Genomic DNA, 19,417 nt, shown 5'->3' with positions numbered 1-19,417 from the left:
CATGATAATCCCCACATATCAACTAAATCCGGCTTGAATAACCCCTTTATTTATTAGTCAATAGAATTCGAGCGAAAGCTGGTATGTTAGCGGTTTCAACCGCCTAGCCTTCGAGGGGTAATAGACCCGTATTTGATCGGAAAGATGGCTGTTATTAAATGTACAAAGTTTAATCCAGTTGCTTTATCCATCTGTCGGTATTACAAAGCTCTGAAACAGTTTCAGAAACCCTTCTCGTATCAGGGATGGAAACCTAAATTCGGTTGATATATTTTATGGGTATGGATGTTTTTTTCAATTCCACCAAGGATTCATTACTAGATCGACAATAAAAAATCACCACCACAAAGGAATATCTAGCAGATGCCTACTAACAACAACCTGACAATCTTACAACCTCTACAAGCAAAACTATTGCCCGATGGTAAGGTTTTACTCACCCGTAAACTAATAGAAGCGATCGTTGAATTAAATAATTATTGGGATGGTTCCATTACTGTGATGATGGAAGAATCCCAATTCGAGAACGGCAATATCGATCAAAAAGTATTCAAGATTAATGAACTACCTTTTAATTTAGAGGTGATTTCTTTCGATCTGATTACGCCAGCTTTACTGAAAAAACACCACAGCTCTGTAGTATTAGCAGTGCCCGGATACCGACAGAACCATATTGCTCAAGTCTGTAAGTTAGCGGGAGTGCCGTGTATTTATGTTTCTGAATACACTTTGAAAACGCGCAACCAAATTGCGAGTGTAACTACAAGTAATCCGATTATGCGCCTGCGGAAACTGCTGTGGGAATACAATCAGGAAAAAAAGCAGTGCAAGGCGATCGTCATGGCAGATGGATTGCAATGCAACGGCACTCCTACCTACGAAGCCTACAAGCATATCAATCGCAATCCACTGTTTTTCTTTGACACCCGGATTAGCGAGGATATGTTAGCCACAGAGGCAGAAATTGAAAAACGCACTGCAAACAGCTCGCAAGCTCAGCCTTTACGTTTGTTGTTTTCAGGTCGCCTGGTTAAAATGAAAGGAGCCGATCATTTACTTTTGGTTGCTCAAGAACTCAAGCAAATGAAAGTTAACTTTGAACTGTTCATCAGCGGTTCAGGTGATTTAGAAAAGACGATGCACAAGACCATCGCAGCTAATCAACTTCAGAACGTGGTGAAAATGCTTGGCGTACCAGACTTTAAAACTGAGTTTTTCCCCTTTGTAAAGAAGAATATTGATTTGTTTGTTTGCTGTCACCGTCAGGGCGATCCTTCCTGTACTTACATAGAAACTATGTCTTGTGGAGTGCCGATTGTGGGCTATGCTAACGAAGCATTCGAGGGGATTTCTGCAATGTCGGAAACCGGATGGGTTGTACCAATGAATCAACCTAAAGTGATGGCCCAGAAAATTGCACAACTCAGCCAGCAGCGGGAAGCAATTAAGTCTATGTCGTTCAAGTCTCTTCATTTTGCTCAAAAGCATACTTTTGAGAAGACTTTTAAAGCTCGCGTAGAACATATGCAGCAGGTGATTGCCCAATCAAGGCAGGCTCAAGAAGCTACGGAAAATCGATTGTCTGAAGAGACAAATCCGATTTTTGCGTAATATTCAATTCTGCGATTCACGCTGATTACCCCCTTTATCCTGTGGCGATTGAAACCGCTACTACTATCATTAAGTCTGCTTTAGCCGACTTAAGATCTAAAGGGGGTATTTGAGGTTACTGCTGTTTGCACTTCCATGGGATTTGATTTTGGTTACATCAAATCCTCTCTTCATCATCCTGTATTAAACTCTCTCTTCTCTTCCTTCGCGTCCTTTGCGCCTTCGTGGTTAAATCATTCCGATACAACCGGAATTGATATTACATCACCATTGCGCCCGATCGCTAATAATGCGATCGCCAAACTCAGCTAAAAACTCCCTGCTGTAGCAGGGCTGTCTATGGATTATCTTTAATAAGCACCCTGATAAATTTACAGTCAAAAGTCAAACCAATTAGTTATTATCTCGACTTTTTACTTTTTACTTCTGAAAACCCACAATTCCCAACCACCTTGGAATATTTAACCGTACAATACTTCTTTCATAGGTGGCGTAGCATCTTTAGGATCGAACTGTTTTAATTTCAAGGCTTGTAGTAAAAACAGCCAGATATAAAGTGGATTCAACAAAACATACCGCTGCCAAAGACGCCCTGGTTCCATGACAAGTCGAAACAGCCATTCTAAACCTAACTTACCTAAAAACTCAGGAGATTTAGCCAAATTTCCTGAATGAAAATCGTAAGCAGCACCTACAGCAATCAGAGGCATTGATAATTCATCGCGATATTCGTAGGCCCAAACTTCTTGTCTGGGACACCCCAAACCTACAAAAGTAATTGCTGCACCGCTGTCGCGAATTTCCTGAGCGATGCGATGTTTTTCTTCCGTAGTAGTCTGTCGGAATTTAGAAGGCTGCATTCCCGCAATAATTAACTTGGGAAAACGCTGGCAAAGATTTTTAGATAAAGCCTCAAGTACACAAGGTTTAGAGCCGTATAGATAGATAGACAACCCTTCGACGGCGGCACTTTCGCAGATTTCTAACATCGCATTCGGCCCGCAAACGCGATCGGGCAATTCTGTATTATAGAGCAAATTTAATGCCCATCTGACTGGTTGTCCATCTGGCAATACTAAGTCGATGTGATTGAGGCGATAGCGGTGAGTGCTGTCAAGGACTCCTGTCATTACGCCGTGCACCGCTAAAGCCGAAACCGACATTGGTTTGCCGGCGCGAGCTGCGCCAATAATTTTGCTAACTGCCGCTTTATAATCAACCGCATTTACTAAGATTCCCAGAACATTCTTTTTACCCTTGTCAATCATTTGGCACCTCTTTAAGCCAACGCTCGTGGTTACATTCATAAATTTCCTGAAGAATTTGTTTGACGTTATATTTCATTTTCCAATCTGGGTAGTGACTCTCGAATTTTCCATTGTCACTAATCCACCATATATGATCGCCTATGCGATTACTTTCAGCATAGGTCCAATTGAATTTGCGATCGGCTATTGTCTCGCACATTTCGATAGCTTCTAGCATAGAACAATTGCTGTACCTGCCACCTCCTGTGTTGTAAACCTGTGCGCTTCTGGGAGCTTTGAAAAATTCATAAAATGCTGAAATTAAATCTGCGCTATGAATGTTGTCCCGGACTTGCTTACCTTTGTATCCGAAAACGGTGTAGGGAGTTCCTGTCACCGCGCATTTCATTAAATAGGCCAGGAAGCCGTGCAATTGAGCTCCTGAATGATTCGGGCCTGTCAGACAGCCTCCCCGAAAACAAGCCGTGTTCATATTAAAATAGCGGCCGTATTCTTGAACTAAAATGTCGGCAGCTACTTTGGATGCACCAAACAAACTGTGCAAACATTGGTCGATGGACATATCTTCCCGAATGCCCCCTTCGTAAGTATGACCCGGTGCAATTTCCCACCTGTGTTCTAATTCCACTAAAGGCAATTTGTTTGGTGTATCCCCGTATACTTTGTTGGTAGAAGTGAAAATAAAAACGGCTTTGGGACAGTACAAACGAGTTGCTTCTAAAAGATTTATCGTGCCGTTGGCATTGACGGTAAAATCTATTTTAGGAGCACGGGCTGCCCAATCGTGGCTCGGCTGGGCTGCGGTGTGAATTACTAATTCGATCGACTCGCCGTACCGCTGAAAGATATTGGTAATTGCTTCATAGTCGCGAATGTCAATATCTAAGTGGTAATACTTAGTCCCCAAGGATTGTTCTAGCTGTTGGCGGTTCCAATTTGTAGAACCATCTGCACCAAAAAAGAACTGGCGCATATTATTGTCAATGCCGACTATATCCAAGCCTTGTTTAGCAAAGAATTTACAGGCTTCAGAACCAATTAAACCCGCAGAACCCGTAATAATTGCAACGCTCAAATTTTATCCTCCTCACAAATATTGTTTGATATTTTGGCGATCGAATACATCAGAAGTTAGCCAGATTTTCGATCGAGTAGATCTTCGCACAATTGGGCAAAAAATTTACCTTTAACATCCCAATCATATACTTCTTTGACGCGCTTTCTACCTGCTTCACCCAAACGCGATCGCCCTAAAGGATCTTTGCCTAAACACACTATAGCTTCTGCTAAACCTTCCACAGCGCGATCGGGGTCTGTAGCCGGAACTTTAATGCCCGTTTCAGCAGTAACCTGAGTAGCAGGACCACCCAAATCCAAACAAATCACCGGACGACCTATCCCCATCATTTCCGTGCAGACAAAACCGCCAGAATCGTGCAAACTAGGGTGGAGGAGAACGTGAGATTCCCCCATTTTAGAAAGAGTTTCACCACGAGGTAGAGAACCCCAAAAATGAACCTGGTTTTTGATTCCCAATTCTGTTGCCAAGGTTTCCAAACGCTGCCTTTCTGGACCATCTCCCACAATCCAGTATTCCGATTGTTCCAGCTTCGCCTCCGCAAATGCACGGAGTCCCAAGTGCACTCCTTTCCAGTGTAAGAGACGACCGACACTGATGAATCTAATGGGTTGTTCCGGGGGAGTTGGGAATTGTGCTAGTGCTTGAATTTCCGGCTGCGACAAACCGACTTGCGAGAAAATTTTCACATTTTTTGCTTTCAGAAATCGGAGTCTTGCAGCCGTTTCTTCGGTAGTTGCTAACGCGACAACACTGCGACGCGCCGTCAGCCCTACAAACGGATCGCGTTCCCCCAATCTTTGAGCCCATTCCCGGAGAGTTTCGTAAATTTTGCCCCGGCGGCTAAAATCTTGCCAAAAAGGCTTTGGTGCTGCTTCTGCACCCCCCACAGGCCCCCAAATGAAACGGTGCGGTAGTAATGCCAGGAAGCTGGGAGACCAATGTTTCACATAAGTTACGTGCTGTACTATGTCAAAACCGATCGCGCGATCGAGTTTCCGAGCGATAAAATAAGCCCAGATTTGCCACAAATAGTAATGAAGTTGCAGCAATCCTTGTTTCCCCTTCCAATCTTCGCTCCACCCAAAGGGGTCAAAATAAATAAAATGCAAATTGGGTACTGGATTGCGTTCTAATTCTGCTTCTATGTACGATCGACAAAAAGTGCGAGTAAATACCCAAGTTTCGTGATATTTAGCAGCTTGAATCACTGTATTCCATCCGACTCCCTCTTCAGAGCCGAGATTTGGTTCGCAAGCAAAAGCGGATAATAGAACTTTCATCAATTATTTGGTATAGGGCATTGGGCATTGGGCACCTGTGCTGAGCGTAGCCGAAGTATTGGGCATCGCTGCACTGGGCATTGGGCATTGGGCATTGCTAACAAATAACAACTGTCAACTAACAACTGCGAACAGTTAACAGTTAACTGATTTCATTAAAAAAGAGATAACTTCGACATAACCTTTAGCCGCCGTTTCAGGAGTTTTTTGAGCAATTAGCTGTCGGGAGCGCTCCCCCATCGACTCAATCAAATCAGGATTATCTAGAAAAACTTGCATCTTTTCTGCTAACTCCTGAGCCTTACTAGGATCGAAAATATAACCGTTTTCCCCTGACACAATCAATTCACAGGAAGCCGCACCCTTTGAACACAATACCGGTTTCCCAAACACCATGGCTTCTGGTACAACCATTCCCCAGACATCCTCAAAAGTAGGAAATACAAAAACATCAGCTTGGTCAAAATAAGTCCCCAAACTTCCGTAATCTACCCATCCCACCCACTTTACTTGTTCGTAAAAATCTTGTTCTCTAATAAAACTTTCCAGTTCCTCCTGCTGGTCTCCCTTGCCAACAATCAGTAAAGTATAATCAGAATATCCTTGTTTTTTGAGAAGAGCACAAGCTTCTAACAGCGTCTTAATTCCTTTTCTGGCGGTAATCCGCCCCACATATAAAAAAATCGGCTGCTTGAGGTCTAATTTTTTGACCTTAGTTGTGGACAAAGGTTTCAGCAGCGTTTCCGCATCGGGAACTAAATAAGTTCTCGTAAAAACTTCCGCTTCTGGTACATTCAGCGATTCTACCAAATATCTTTTTCCTGCTTCGCTGTTAGAAACAAAAGCATCAGCAAACTTCGCTAATATGCGTCTGACAGATGTCCGAAAACTCGAATCTCGAAAATCTGTGTTCGGGGAACTACCATCATAAATAATGGCAATTCGCCACCGACAAATAGGTTTAAGAAGCACCACCAAGACAGTCCACAAAGAAAAAGCTTGAGGAAAAACTATATGAGGTCTAAATTTGAGCAAATGACCTATGATACTGGGTGATACGGCGATAAAACCGCGATCGTACCCTGTTTCAATCTTTTCGGTTTCGACAAACTTAGTCTCGCCTACCAATACAATCGAAGATGCTCCTGGTAGCGTCGGATCGAATCCAGACCAAACACGACCAGTATAAAAAACTGTATTCTTAAATACTTTGGTAAATTCTCTCAATACTGGCTGCCAGTAAGCTCCCAATTCGACTTCCGGGACTAGCCAAGCGACGCGGATTTCATCCATGCGATTCACCTTTTAGTTGTAGGAGTAGAGCTGATTAGCCACGATAGCCTAAAGGCCCTCGGCGGACTGAGGTGAGAATCAACCTCAAATAAGGTAGCAGCCAATATATCGGCCACAATATATTTGTGTGCCGCTTTACGAGCACTTTTGACTCTTTGGGACTAAAACCTTTGGGTTGCATTACCTGTTTCCAGCGATCGAGCAAACTCATGTTCGGGTCTTCCCAGCAGTTACCCTCAGACGGGTTAGCCGAGCAGGTTCCGACGTATCCGGGAACTACCCAAACTGTACAATTTTGTTGCACCGATCGCAAACCGTAGTCAATATCTCCCATGCTGTGAATAAAAGCTGGGTCTAAGTTACCCACTAATTCAACTACCTCTCGCGGTATCAAAACGCAGTTGCCGTTCATTGTACTGCACTGTTGAGCTTCGGCGATCGGTTCCAGCAGACGAAAATGCAGAGGGTGCCACCAGCTAGTCCGCAACCAGCCCCCGTAAGTCAGCGCCCCAGTTGTCGCATCGTGAGTAGAACCCACTGCAATCGGTCGCCTGTGGCCTTGCTCGGCCAAGCTTCTGGACGTTGCCAGCAGAGTGTTCACAGCCGACGGTTCCAGTACAGTGTCATCGTTGAGCCAGAGGTAGTAGTCATAATCATGCTTCATCGCTTCCGCCAATCCCTGCCGCATTCCCCCATTCCAGAACAAATTCCCATCTCCGCCCAGCAATTTCACCTGGGGATAAGTCTCCTGCACAGCTTCGCGAGTACCATCAGTGCTGGCATCGTCCACTAAGTAGACCACCAGCAATACATCTGCTGGTAGTATCTGATTGAATAATGCCGCGAGACTAGCTAAGGTCTTTTGCTTGCGATTGTGGCAAGTTATGATTGTCGCTATAGTGCTGTGTGGTTTCATCAATCTATAATAGTTTCATTCAATATTATTGTAGTCTGGAAAAAATTATGAGGCAATTCCTAAAAAAAATAGCGTACCAAATGCTTAAGCCTCTGGGATTTGATGTCCCGCGAAAAGGCATGAGAACATCTATGTACGGTATGCTCGATCAGTTGATCGAGTTGGGTTTTCAACCAGAAACAGTTATAGATGTCGGCGTTGCCTACGGGACTTTTGAATTGTACGAAAAGTTCCCCACAACCAACTTCTTACTGGTAGAGCCTTTGATCGAATACGAGAAAAATTTAAAAGCAATTTGTCAAAAATACCATGCTGAGTATATCATGGCGGCAGCCGGTGCTCAAGCGGGAAATATTACGATTAATGTTCACCCTCAACTCTACGGATCTTCTACTCTCAACGAGTCAGAAGGCAGTCTTGCCGACGGTATACCTAGAGAAATCCCTCTAGTTGTTCTCGATGATGTGTGCCGGGGAAAAAACTTAAAAGCCCCTTATTTATTGAAAATTGATGTCCAAGGTGCCGAGTTGAATGTTTTAGATGGCTGTCGTCAGATGCTTGAGGATACAGAAGTAATCATACTGGAAGTATCCCTGTTTCAATTCTTTGTTGGTGGCCCGCAATTATACGATGTTGTGAGTTATATGAAAGAGCGCGGATTCGTCACCTACGATATTTTTGGAGGTTACATCCGCCCTCTCGATGGAGCGTTGGCTCAGGTAGATATGGTGTTTGTTAAAGAAAACGGACTATTTAGAAAGTCTCATTTTTTTGCGACACCACAGCAGCGGAAACAGTTAGTTTAATTGGCTGCACTGTTGGCGGCGCTGGCGAGTTCAGAAAACAGCGACAAGTAGCGGCGAGCTTGTATGTCTGAGGTGAATTCTTGTTCGACTTTCTGGCGCGCCCTGGTGCAGAGTTTTTGGTGTCGATCGGGATTTTCTAGTACCCATGCAATACCTGTAGCTAAATCTTCTGTTTCATAAGGTTTAGCTAAGTAGCCATTGGAGCAATGCTCGATCAAATCTGGCATTCCCCCAATCTTGAATCCGACACTGGGGATGCCACAGGCTGCCGCTTCCATCACCGTATTCGGTAAATTATCGTAAACAGAAGGAGCCACGAACACATCCGCTGCTGCATAAACTATTGCCAGAGAAACGTCGTCAGCGAATTTACCTAAGTAATGCGTGTTAAAACCAAGTTCAATCGGATTGGCTGCTCCCGAAGAACCAAAAACTAGCAACTGTATGCGATCGTTCCAGCCCGATTTACTGAGACTTTGCAAAGCCGGTATCAGCAAGTTAAATCCTTTCCACCGATCGCCCGTACCGCTAGCACCGCCAAAGAGTACAATTTGTTTATCTTGAGGTAAATTCAGGATTTCTCTAGCCCATTGCCGGTTGATGGGTTTGTACTTTTGAGTATTAATCCCATTCGGAATTACCTCAACTCGCTCGTCTTTAAACAGAGAACTAGAACTAGCACATTTCGCCAGCCAAGCACTAGGGCTAACCAAAGTTAAGTTAAGATTTTTCCAAGCTTTCGCTTTCCTCTGCCACACCCAACGCGACAAATCCCCATCCTTGCTGCTGTGGAGTTGGTGACAGCTACCGCAAGATTCAGTATAGCGATCGCACTCTTCGCTATAGTGACATCCACCAGTGAAAGGCCACATATCATGGAGAGTCCAGACTAGGGGTTTATTAAACTTGGGAATGGTTTCTACTTGCATATAACCACCACAAACCCAGTGCAAATTAATAATATCTGGTTGGATTTTGGCAACTTTCGCAGCCAGGGAGTCTGGTAGCCATTGAGGAGAAAATATGGCGGGATTTCTCTGAGGATAAAGCCGTAATGGAGCATTTGATATAGTCGAAATAATCTTATCAAACTTGCTTGCTACCCCATCCTGTGACACAATGACATTTGCATCCCCACTTATCTTATTTTTCACCAGCATTTGGGAAGACACCCCAATCCCCTGCAAACCTGCGTGCAGTCTATAAGCTGCGCGGGCTGCACCACCGACCGTATCAGAACTATTAAGAACTACAACCTTCATCTACCTTGCCTGTCCTCTAGATTTAGAACGTCTAATGCGATCGGATTTGTGTCAACACTTTATGGACTTTTTTTTGTATCTTCTTTAGCAGTGGCGGATCGTAATCATACAAAGTATTTTGAGTGAAATTATCTGCTTGGGCATCCCGAATTGCAAAGGGTGGGTGTTTCAACGGAAATGTTAGGGCTTCCGCTGCCATATTATTATATGGACTGGTGACATCCCCCGTGTGAGTTCCCCCCGTACCGTGTCCGATGTTAGAAGCTAAATTGACATTAGCTAGAATATTCATACCATTTTGAATAAAGCTAGCAAAAGCCCACTGGAAATCCCAAGTATCTATCTTTTTCTCATAACAAAGCTCAAAAGTCTTTGTCCAAACTTTTACTGCTTGCGGATCTCCCAGTACATCCGCCAAAAAATTACCATCGCGAATTTCCGGCCACAACTTCATATCTAAATCGTAGTGCTGCCAAGCTCGTCTCCAAGTCGCCCAACTCCAGCAGTGATTGTAGCGAGAAAAGTAGTAGCTGTAATCAGTTCTTTTTCGCCCAAACTGAACATTTTGACCGGAGATTGACATGATTCGGCGATCGTCTCGGTAGCGATCGAGCAATTCTTCAGCAAAACGGAAAAAGGTCGGATCGGGCAAACAGTCATCCTCAATAATAATCGCCTCTTCCACCGTATCAAACACCCAATCTATACCGCTAGAAACCCGTAGCCGACAGCCCAGATTTACGTCAGCATAATTTTTCAATACTTCGCAGTCCCAATCTACTCGCTCAATAATGGCGCGAACGCGATCGCAATCTCGGTCTTCCCCCAGTCTATCTGCGCGGGGTCCGTCCGCAACTACTAACAGTTTCGGTGGCTTCACTTTGCGAATTTCTGCAAACACCCTTTCGGTTTCTTCCGGGCGTTTAAAAATAATAAATGCGACGGGAGTTTTCAATTGCCAATCAGACATTTAAATTCTCTACTATAATTTTAATTCACAACATCAGCAGTCATGTAGGATTTAAACTCAGGAAAAGTCAGAACCATCACAGTCGCTATGAATGCCAGTGTATCATTTTTCGTCTGATACGGCAAAAATCTATAGCGACCAGAAGCCATTCTAGGGTTGCTTTCTTGGTAGATAATATCTTGAGCAAAGTTGCCCCACCGCTCATCTATTAAATCAATGGTCATGCCCGCATGGGCCGAAGGCAGTAGCATATTAGAGCCGTGCAGACCAATTACTAAACGGCTTTCTGCATACAAGTGGCATATTTCCTGTTCAATTTTTTCAGTAAAACTATCCACCCTATAATCTTTAATCCATTCTGGGAACTTAGTTGTTGTCCCCAGACCAGCCACTGCAAATTTAGCCGTTGGTATCTGCAACCTGATTTTCTTAAATACTTCCTGAATCATCAAATTTTGGAGCCCCAGTGCAATTTTTTGACCCTTCAGCTTTCTCAAAACTCGGAACAAAAAACGATTAACTAACAAACGATCTTCGCGCCAGATAAAAGTAATTTTGATTTCTTCTCCCTCAAAATTGTGTTTGGGCACTCTTGTAAACCTGGTGATGTCAAACCGACTCGGATGAGAATAGGCTTCGCTGACATAAATCTCCTCAAAACGTTTAGTTTCTTCCTGCACAAACTCGGCAAAGCTGGGGTAATAATTCAGACCATTTTTTAAAGAGATAGGTACTGTCCAGACTTCCGCCACTCCTTCGGGAACCATCCACCTTAAAAACTTAGGGACGATCGTAATTAGCCCAAATTCCGGGTTGCAATCCAAGTGTCTTTCTGCATTGAGTAACTTTAACAGGGAGTGACCGTAAAGATAGTCAATACAGTTTAAGATGATTACCCGATCGCACTTCTTAAAAATTTCTTTGGTGATTTCAAGTTTCTCAGGTCTCGGATTTTGGAGTGAATGGAGCAAGGGTTTTCCTAACCATTCTGCCATCCTCTTATCCCCAGAAAAAACCTCTCCTTTTGCTAAATCAACTTGAATGGATGTGTGAGACCCATGACCAACTCTCAATACATCGATTATTTCAGTGTCAGAGTCCTTTAACTTAGATTTCACACAAATCTGAATCCCCTGCCATAGGACCTCGATGGGTGTGAGTGCAGCACCTGTTCTGGGACAATTGGATTGCTGCTGAATGTCGGGTTTGATTTTAATCATAAAAACCTCACGGGAGCTTGGAAACCCAGTGGCTTTAGCCCTGGGAGGAAAAGGGACGCAGGATAATTTAGTGTCCCGTCAAGAGTTTTAAAATCCATAATTGTATCCATCTTTTTGATGAATGAGAAAACAACATTTGTAGTTAATTCCTTGAATTAATCCCTGGACTGCTGACACATTAAAACTGCCAGATGAGCGGACAGCGACCCTGCCCGTATAAGTGCCAATCTTTTTACCCGAAGTAACAACAGCTTTTATAATGTCACCCGTCTGAAAACCTTTGACAAATTTTAATCTCGGAACGTACCGAGAAGGAAATCCAAACTTGTCTGTGCGACACATCTGTCTTGAACCATGTCCAGTGGCTTTGATATTTAGGGGTTGATTTGCTAATACAGAAATATTAGGCGCATCCCCTACGCAAACTGCATCAAAGAAGTGGGTTTTTGGTAATTTTAACCGTAAACGGTTGAATTTGGTCAATCCGCCTGAACCCGTGACAATGACCTTGCCTGTTTCTTTCAGGCGATTAAACAAAGCCCATCGGGTTGAGTTGACAGCAGCCGCATCCTTCAATGGGCGCTTAGCTTGTGCCAAGATTTTCTTCAAAATATCGGGCTTTCTCGCCAAGAATATCTTGATATCCTTAGTCCCTTTTTTGGTATTACAAGGTTCACAGGCTAAGCACAGATTAGATACTCTATTGGTTCCACCTGATGATTTAGGATGAATGTGTTCAACTTGTAGCGGTACATTTTCCACACCACAGTAAGCGCATCGTCTATCCCATTTTTCAAGAAGATACTCACGGACTTCGTAACCTTGCAACTTTCCTTGTTGATACTCAATTCCTGATATTTCTGGGGTTTCCATTTTTGGCAAATCGAATCTGACTAATTCTTGAAAGATTGTGTGAACTGGTGCAAGTCTTGACAACTTGTTTACCCAAGTTAAAGTCGTTTCTACACGGTGGCGAAGACTAGGTGCTAACCAACCTTCGGGTCTAGTTCGGTTCAAAAACCTCGCTTGACGATACCTTGTGTGCCGATTTCTGCGACTGCGCCGTAGAGAGCGACGAGACTCTAGCAATCCCTTAATTGCTTGACCGCGATGAGTTAATTCAGCTACCCACATTAGCTCGGAGTCTCGAAGTATAGCTATTCCAGTAACTTTTGAACCAGGGTCTATCTTTAAAGTTACAGGTTGCGGGTCTTGAGACACCACTTTTTTCAAAATTATTGTGAAAGGGTAAAGTCGGAAAACTTTACATTTACCAACCTTTAATAGTTTGCGTGCCAAAGACGGTTTGCATGGTGTTAGTGGTTTGCGGTTGGCATCTAAAACAAAAACGTAATTTGGTTGGATAGACATTGTTGTGTCTCTTCGATTTCTCGTAAAGTTCGCTTTGCCAATGTTATAAGGGCTTTTTACGCTTGCAGCACTGTGTCAGTGACCATAAAACTGTTTAACTGCAAACAACAGAGCGGAAAACTAGCGTCGCATTCTCCGGTGTTATAACCCCAATAACGTAGCCAATTAAGGCGCGAGGCGGGTAAGCACGGCTTCAGTTTATTTGCTGAAGCCCCATGTCTTTAGACCGGGGTTGCTTACTTTATTAATCCCATTATCCGAAAACCCGCTTTGTACAAGTTAAGCGATTTCCAAATTAATTTACCAAAAGGTCGCAATTCCTTAATCATGAAATTGACTAAAATAATCACATAGAAATAAGTAATCAGAGTAGCTACCGTTGCACCAATCGCTCCATAATTAGGAATCAGAAACCAGTTTAACCCCACATTAAAAATGGAGCCGATGACTGTCAAGTACAGACTGTACCGCAACTGACCCTCTATCGTAAAATAGGTGTTGCGCGCCACCCCAAAGTTACTCCCAAATTGCGCCCAAACATAGATTGCCAGTACCGCTGCTGAACTACTATACTTGTCACCGTAAAGCACCTTTACTATCCAAGGAGAAAGCAATGAAATCGGGAGTGCCACTCCCAACCATAGTATCATCATACTATCACAGTAAATTTGAAATTTATTCATGTATTCTTCATAATTTTTATCTCTTAAATTAGCTAATTTGGGAAAAATAGATGAAGATATAATCATCGGCAAAAAATCGCAGACTTCGGAAATCTTAACCGCCGCAGCATAATATCCCAGTTCAGCATTTTTATTCATCCCACCCAGCATGAGCTGATCGGTTTTCGAGTACAAGAAAACTGCAAAGGCTGACAACATAATCGGCCAACTCTCCCGCATTAGTTCCTTGCCCCTAGACCAACTGAATCGCCAATCCTGAATTTTATTTCCCGTAAGCTTATAACAATATAAATAGGCCATGCCGACGATCGCCACCTCTGCCAAGCGAATGCCTGCAAAGGCAAGTAGTGGTGCCCCCAGCATTACCAATCCAATTCTGACTCCGGCAACTAACAAACAGACTGAATTCTTGGCCACCACTGTATATTTTGACTGGACTTGGGACTCAAACCAAAAATTTATCGTCTCAAAAGCTTGAAATACCGTCCCGGCTGCGATCAAGCCCACTAACCAGCGAGTCAGAGTGTCATTCGGCTTGAATAGGGAAATCATCACCACAGTTAACAACAGAGTGATGCAGCCACCAGTAAATTGCATCGCGAAGGCTGTCCCCAGGGTTTCGTTTTTGCATTCAGGATTGCGAGCGATATCCCGGATGACGATACCACCCAATCCCATGGTTGCTACCGAACTAAAGACGGAAACAAAGGCGATCGAATAGTTGAGCAAACCAAATTGCACCGGCCCCAGATAGCGTGCCACCCAAAGCCCTACGATCAAACCCAGAGCCATCTGCAAAATTTGGTCCGTGAACAGCCACGCCAGATTCACGAGTACCTGACGAAGACCTGGCCCGATTTTTTGACTGGCCACTGCTAGTTTATCTAACATTAGAAAGTTTTGAGTCCTTAAATAGATAAATCAGTTTGTTGAGACTTCGATAGTCAATGCCCAGAGTAGTAATAATACCATAGCTCGGAATTCTACTCATTGGTCAAATTTTAAACTTAATCTAGATTGAGTCGGAATCCCGATCAAGACTCCAACTCCCGTTGGTCGCTCAGGTGGGGCATGGATGAAGATTTGGCACTATCTATACTGAGCCTAACAGTCAGTATCACGTAGCCCAGCCAGACATCCCCAATCTCACCTATAGAACCTTCCGTTATATTATTTAAAATAATAAACACTAAGTAAATAATTGGGATTCCCGATTGAGATAGCGGGCGGCGACTCAGTTCTCTGACAGCAAAAATTAAATTAGTTAACAGAGAAACTAAAATTAGAATCATGCCTGGATAACCAAAAGAAAGCAAAATTGATATGGCACCATTGTGAGCCGTTTTGGGCTGAAACCCATTGGTCGTATATATAAAATAAGCTGGGGTTTGCTCTCCGACTTCATCTTGTTGAAAAAATCCATCAAATCCATAGCCAAACCAAGGACGCTGATTGGCTGCATCGATTAATTTTGGCCAGAATTCCGTGCGTCCAGTCAAGGTCAAATCCTTTCCCAAGCCTCCCACAACAATGGACTCTAAGTTATCGATAATATAAACGCTGGCAATGATTCCCAGCACCGTAAATCCGACAATAGAAGTAAAAGCCCATTGAAATTTTAATTTACTCAAAAAACTTAATGATGATACTACAACTATGAGCATCAAACTATTAACTAAAGAACCGCCAGAGCTAGTAGCTCTCACCAAATAAAAGGAAAAAAACATTAATCCCAGAGCTATCCAGCGTTCTTTCTGAGTTTTAGCACCTTGGGAATAGTGAAGATACCAAAGTGCTGTACATATAACCATGATGCTACCGAAAGCATTTTTGTGACCCGTAATTCCGGCAAATTCGCGTCCCACATTCGGGCGTCGCAAAAAACTAACTAGAGCGAGGGAGGTATAGCCCGCTCGCAGTAACCCCGATAGCTCATGCCACTCATATCGTGAACCTATATAAAAACTAACAATTGTAAAACCTGTAAATGCCATTCCTGCTTTTAGTGTAATATCAGGAACTAGCGACCAAAGTGTCGATGTAATTGGCAACAAAAAGTACACAAAACCCGCAGGGTTTCTCAATATTAATGATGACAAACCTTCCACAAATTGCTTGTTTAAAAATTTGACTAATCTGCTACATAAAAGAAATGCAATCCATGGATAAAAAAGAAAAGGAATTTGATAAATAATTCCTTTTTCTGCTTCAGCAATATTTACAAAATGCAGGTAATTAAAAGGAGGTAAATTGACGTGAGGAGATACGAATATGTACAAAATAGTAAACCATCTTTCTAAAGTAAGACCAATTTTTTTTTGACTAGCTATCTGAAAGATGAAGAGAGTAAGAATAAATACGCTCAATCCTAATATAATTAGCAACAAATTATTGCTGAGAATTAGTTCCTTAATTATTTTTGCCATAAATATATTTGTTTGAGTTCTAAGAGGTTCAAATTTGAGATTTGAGATTGGGAATTAAAGAAGTGTTAATTAACTGGCGAGGGAATGTCGCTTGAGTGAGAAGTGCTATAGATTGTAAATTTCTTGAGCCCTATCAAAAATCCTCTCGCCTCTGACTCTCTCCACCTCTAACACCACCATAGACAATATAGATGCACAACCGCCCGTCTGCCATAAACAAGGCATTTCCATGATGAGCGATTAAACTGGTGAAAGATGCTAGTAATCAAATAGGTAGCCTGTGGTTAACAATGATTTTCCTAAACAAATAACCCTGTCCGTATTGAGTTTAACCTTGTGGACGATCGCCTGGGCGAGTATGATTTCCCTAGGAAGCCCAGGGAGTGCTACGGCGCAAGTCCGATTACGTCCCGGTGCAGCCACCACACCCCCTACAGGGTTGAGGAGATCCCCGGAAAGCTATAAACTCGGTGGAGGCGATCGCATCCAAGTAGAAATACTGGAAGTACCCGAACTCACCCGCGGCTACGAAGTTCTCTCCGACGGTTCTGTCAACCTACCCCTAATCGGTTTAATATCAATCCGTGGCCTGACCTTAGTAGAAGCCACCACTATTATCCGCAACGCCTACCGCCGCGTCCTCAAAGACCCGATAGTCACAGTCAGCCTCGTCGCCGCCCGCCCCCTCAACGTCGGCGTCATCGGAGAAGTCACCAGGCCCGGAAACTTCACCATCACCCTCGCTTCAGGTCCAGGTGTAACACCCTCAGTCCAATACCCAACCGTCACTCAAGCCATCAAACTCGCTGAAGGTGTCACTGGTGTCGCCGACATCCGTAACATCCGTGTCCGCCGGCCCCAACCCGACGGTCCAGACCAAGTGCTCAACGTCAATCTGTGGAAATTCTTGCAGGAAGGAGACATCTCTCAAGACATCATTTTGCAAGACAGAGACACCATTGTGATTCCCACCGTCACCAACTTCAACCAAGCAGAAGCACGCCAATTCGCGACCGCCAACTTTTCCCCACCCCCAGAAAAACCTAGATCCATATCCATAGTCGGCCAAGTCACCAGCCCTGGAGCTTACGTCGTCATTGGTGGGAACACCACCAACGGCCTGAGCCGGGAAGGATTCCCCACCGTCATCAGGGCTATTCAGCTAGCCGGTGGCATCACTTCAGAGGCAGATATCCGTCAAATTCAAGTGCGTCGCATCACCAGAAAAGGCGAACAAATTATCCCAGTTAACCTGTGGCAATTCCTAGAGTCCGGCGACGGGTCTCAAGATACCATCCTCCAGCAAGGAGATACGATCGTCGTTCCTAAAGCGACTATCGTCAACCCCGCCGAAGCCGGTCTCTTGGCTAACGTTAACTTTGCTCCCCCCGCCATCAATGTGTTTGTGGTAGGAGAAGTCAGAACTCCTCTGGAACCAATCAAGTTGCCGGCCAATGCTACCTTGAATCAGGCTTTGCTCTCTAGAGGATTTTTTGGCTACGAAAACAGCAGAGCTACTAGAGAAACTGTTGACCTAATTCGTCTCAATACTGACGGTACCGCCACTAAACGCACGATCCAAGTCGATTTAACTCAAGGAATTAACGAGGAAAAAAATCCTCAACTCCGCAACAACGATATGATCGTAGTCTCGCGCAGCGGTCTCATCAAATTCGTAGACCGTATGAATACAGTCCTTGGGCCCTTAGGCCCTGCTACCGGAGTGTTAAATTTTCTCAACCTGATCCGCTCTATATTCCGATGAGCAGGTATTGGGCAAAATTGCAGGAAGTCTTAATTTGGCGATCGGGCCCGATCGCTCGGTTAGAATAAACTAAGGAATAGCATTTTCCCGGAGTTGTGGCACTGTAGTATCTGGAATATCAACCTCTAAAATATCGGTAGCATCTTAAATATCAACCTCTCTAATACACAGACTGAATATGGATACCAGAAAAAATTACCAACCGTTCCTACCAAAATCTAATGGTCAATTGTCTCCCTTGTCGGCTCCTAACTACAGAGATAAGTTTGAAGAAATAGAAGAAGAAAAACTAGACTTATCTTGGCTATTTGGGGTGGTACGTCGCCGCCTCCTAGTAATGGTAGTAACCAGCATTGCTTTGAGTTCCCTGGTGGGAGTGGCGATCCTCAAAAACTCTAAAAACATTACCATCGACTATGAAGGCTCGTTTTCCTTGTTGGTAGAACCAGCTACCGCTGAAGGTTTACTATCCAAACAATTAGATAATACCGTAGCTGCTGACTTAGCTAAAATCAATATAGAAGGGATTAGTTTAGTAGATTATGAAACGCAAATTAGGATTTTACGCAGTCCCAGAATGATGCGACCAGTGCTACAAAAAATGCGGATATTGTATCCTAATATTACCTACAATGACCTCATGTCAAAAATATCAATAAACCGGATTAGCTATGAAAAAGATGGCAAACAGCAAGGGACAAAAATTTTAGAAATTAAGTACAAAGATTCAAATCCCAAAAGAATTTATGCTGTATTGGATCAAGTTTCTAAAGCTTATTTAGAGTACAGTTTGCAACAGCGACTAACAGGTATTAATCAAGGAATTAAGTTTATAGATATGGAGATGCCGAAGCTCCGAGAAAGAGTCGAAGTTTTGCAAATACAAGTCCAAAAACTGCGTCAGCAGAGCAACTTGTTTGACCCCCAGCTAGAAGGAAGATCTCTGTCAGAACAAGTTCAGAGCATTCGGGGACAGCAAGCCACACTCCAAGTACAGTTAAAAGGTATGCGAACTGTCTACCAAAATTATCAAAAACTACTGGAACAGAATAACCCCGTTGGCATATTAATCACCCAAGGACAAGGTTACGCAGGATTATTAGGTGAAATCCAAAAAGTTGACTCAGAAACTTCCCTAAAATTAGCTCAGTACAGAGAGGACAGCTTGCCGATTTTAGCACTCAAAAAAACGAGGCAAGAACTAATATTAACAGCAAGTCAACAAGCTAAAGAAGTGGTGATGAAAAATTTGAACAGCCAAATCCAAGAAATTGAATCACGAATTTTGGCAATGAATCAGTTACAAAAACAAATGAATCAAAAAAATAGAGAATTTTCCTTGACAACTAGAGAATACGACAACTTACAGCAAGAACTGCTAGTGGTGACTAAAAGTTTGTCCGACTTTTTGGCAAAACGAGAAGCTTTGCGGATAGATGCGGCTCAGCAGCAAATACCTTGGGTA

Annotated in this window: 14 protein-coding genes and 1 pseudogene; 4 read left to right on the top strand and 11 right to left on the bottom strand. The window is 43.4% G+C overall.

What is annotated here, in order from left to right:
* The first annotated feature begins 363 nt into the window (after positions 1-363).
* The gene (locus AAFP11_RS16590) at positions 364-1,611 is read left to right on the top strand and encodes a glycosyltransferase (protein ID WP_341738066.1); all 1,248 of its coding nucleotides are present in this window, start codon (positions 364-366) and stop codon (positions 1,609-1,611) included.
* Positions 1,612-2,072: 461 nt separating this feature from the next.
* Here the strand turns inward: AAFP11_RS16590 and AAFP11_RS16585 are convergent, their stop codons facing one another.
* The 5 genes from AAFP11_RS16585 to AAFP11_RS16565 form a co-directional block, all read right to left on the bottom strand.
* On the bottom strand, positions 2,073-2,879 hold the full coding sequence (locus AAFP11_RS16585; protein ID WP_341738065.1) for a WecB/TagA/CpsF family glycosyltransferase: 807 nt from the start codon (positions 2,877-2,879) through the stop codon (positions 2,073-2,075).
* Entirely contained in the window at positions 2,872-3,954 is a 1,083-nt protein-coding gene (locus tag AAFP11_RS16580; RefSeq protein ID WP_341738064.1) for an NAD-dependent epimerase/dehydratase family protein, read from the bottom strand. The genes AAFP11_RS16585 and AAFP11_RS16580 overlap by 8 nt, the downstream gene beginning before the upstream one ends.
* 56 nt (positions 3,955-4,010) lie before the next feature.
* Positions 4,011-5,240, bottom strand: coding sequence for a glycosyltransferase (locus AAFP11_RS16575; RefSeq protein WP_341738063.1), 1,230 nt, complete (start codon positions 5,238-5,240; stop codon positions 4,011-4,013).
* Between the two features lie 135 nt (positions 5,241-5,375).
* The gene (locus AAFP11_RS16570) at positions 5,376-6,533 is read right to left on the bottom strand and encodes a glycosyltransferase family 4 protein (RefSeq protein ID WP_341738062.1); all 1,158 of its coding nucleotides are present in this window, start codon (positions 6,531-6,533) and stop codon (positions 5,376-5,378) included.
* A 34-nt stretch (positions 6,534-6,567) separates the two neighbouring features.
* Positions 6,568-7,449: a glycosyltransferase family 2 protein gene (locus AAFP11_RS16565; protein WP_341738061.1), complete on the bottom strand. Its 882-nt coding sequence runs from the start codon at positions 7,447-7,449 to the stop codon at positions 6,568-6,570.
* A gap of 47 nt (positions 7,450-7,496) precedes the next feature.
* Between AAFP11_RS16565 and AAFP11_RS16560 the strand changes: the two genes are divergently transcribed.
* The gene (locus AAFP11_RS16560) at positions 7,497-8,255 is read left to right on the top strand and encodes an FkbM family methyltransferase (RefSeq protein ID WP_341738060.1); all 759 of its coding nucleotides are present in this window, start codon (positions 7,497-7,499) and stop codon (positions 8,253-8,255) included.
* Here AAFP11_RS16560 and AAFP11_RS16555 read toward each other — a convergent pair.
* The 6 genes from AAFP11_RS16555 to AAFP11_RS16530 all read right to left on the bottom strand — a co-directional run bounded on the left by AAFP11_RS16555 (position 8,252) and on the right by AAFP11_RS16530 (position 16,187).
* Positions 8,252-9,517: a glycosyltransferase family 4 protein gene (locus tag AAFP11_RS16555; RefSeq protein WP_341738059.1), complete on the bottom strand. Its 1,266-nt coding sequence runs from the start codon at positions 9,515-9,517 to the stop codon at positions 8,252-8,254. The genes AAFP11_RS16560 and AAFP11_RS16555 overlap by 4 nt on opposite strands.
* Before the next feature lie 31 nt (positions 9,518-9,548).
* Positions 9,549-10,487, bottom strand: a complete 939-nt coding sequence (locus AAFP11_RS16550; RefSeq protein ID WP_341738058.1) for a glycosyltransferase family 2 protein — start codon at positions 10,485-10,487, stop codon at positions 9,549-9,551.
* A gap of 20 nt (positions 10,488-10,507) precedes the next feature.
* A complete protein-coding gene (locus AAFP11_RS16545) occupies positions 10,508-11,707 on the bottom strand; it encodes a hypothetical protein (RefSeq protein ID WP_341738057.1) in 1,200 nt (399 codons plus the stop codon).
* Positions 11,708-11,794: 87 nt separating this feature from the next.
* Positions 11,795-13,078 carry an RNA-guided endonuclease IscB gene (gene iscB, locus AAFP11_RS16540; protein ID WP_341738056.1) on the bottom strand — a complete coding sequence of 428 codons (1,284 nt, stop codon included), beginning with the start codon at positions 13,076-13,078 and terminating at the stop codon, positions 11,795-11,797.
* A gap of 236 nt (positions 13,079-13,314) precedes the next feature.
* Positions 13,315-14,652, bottom strand: coding sequence for a flippase (locus AAFP11_RS16535; protein WP_341738055.1), 1,338 nt, complete (start codon positions 14,650-14,652; stop codon positions 13,315-13,317).
* A 143-nt stretch (positions 14,653-14,795) separates the two neighbouring features.
* On the bottom strand, positions 14,796-16,187 hold the full coding sequence (locus AAFP11_RS16530) for an O-antigen ligase family protein (RefSeq protein ID WP_341738054.1): 1,392 nt from the start codon (positions 16,185-16,187) through the stop codon (positions 14,796-14,798).
* Between the two features lie 280 nt (positions 16,188-16,467).
* Here AAFP11_RS16530 and AAFP11_RS16525 point away from each other — a divergent pair, with 280 nt between their 5' ends.
* Together AAFP11_RS16525 and AAFP11_RS16520 are read left to right on the top strand one after the other, a co-directional pair.
* Positions 16,468-17,952: a polysaccharide biosynthesis/export family protein gene (locus AAFP11_RS16525; RefSeq protein ID WP_341738053.1), complete on the top strand. Its 1,485-nt coding sequence runs from the start codon at positions 16,468-16,470 to the stop codon at positions 17,950-17,952.
* 178 nt (positions 17,953-18,130) lie between these two features.
* A pseudogene (locus AAFP11_RS16520) lies at positions 18,131-19,417 on the top strand (capsular biosynthesis protein); the annotation flags it as partial.

Origin of the sequence: Microcoleus sp. CAWBG640 (assembly GCF_020883015.1) — a bacterium.
GTDB lineage: Bacteria > Cyanobacteriota > Cyanobacteriia > Cyanobacteriales > Microcoleaceae > Microcoleus > Microcoleus anatoxicus.
This window is presented reverse-complemented; position numbering and strand designations above follow the sequence as displayed.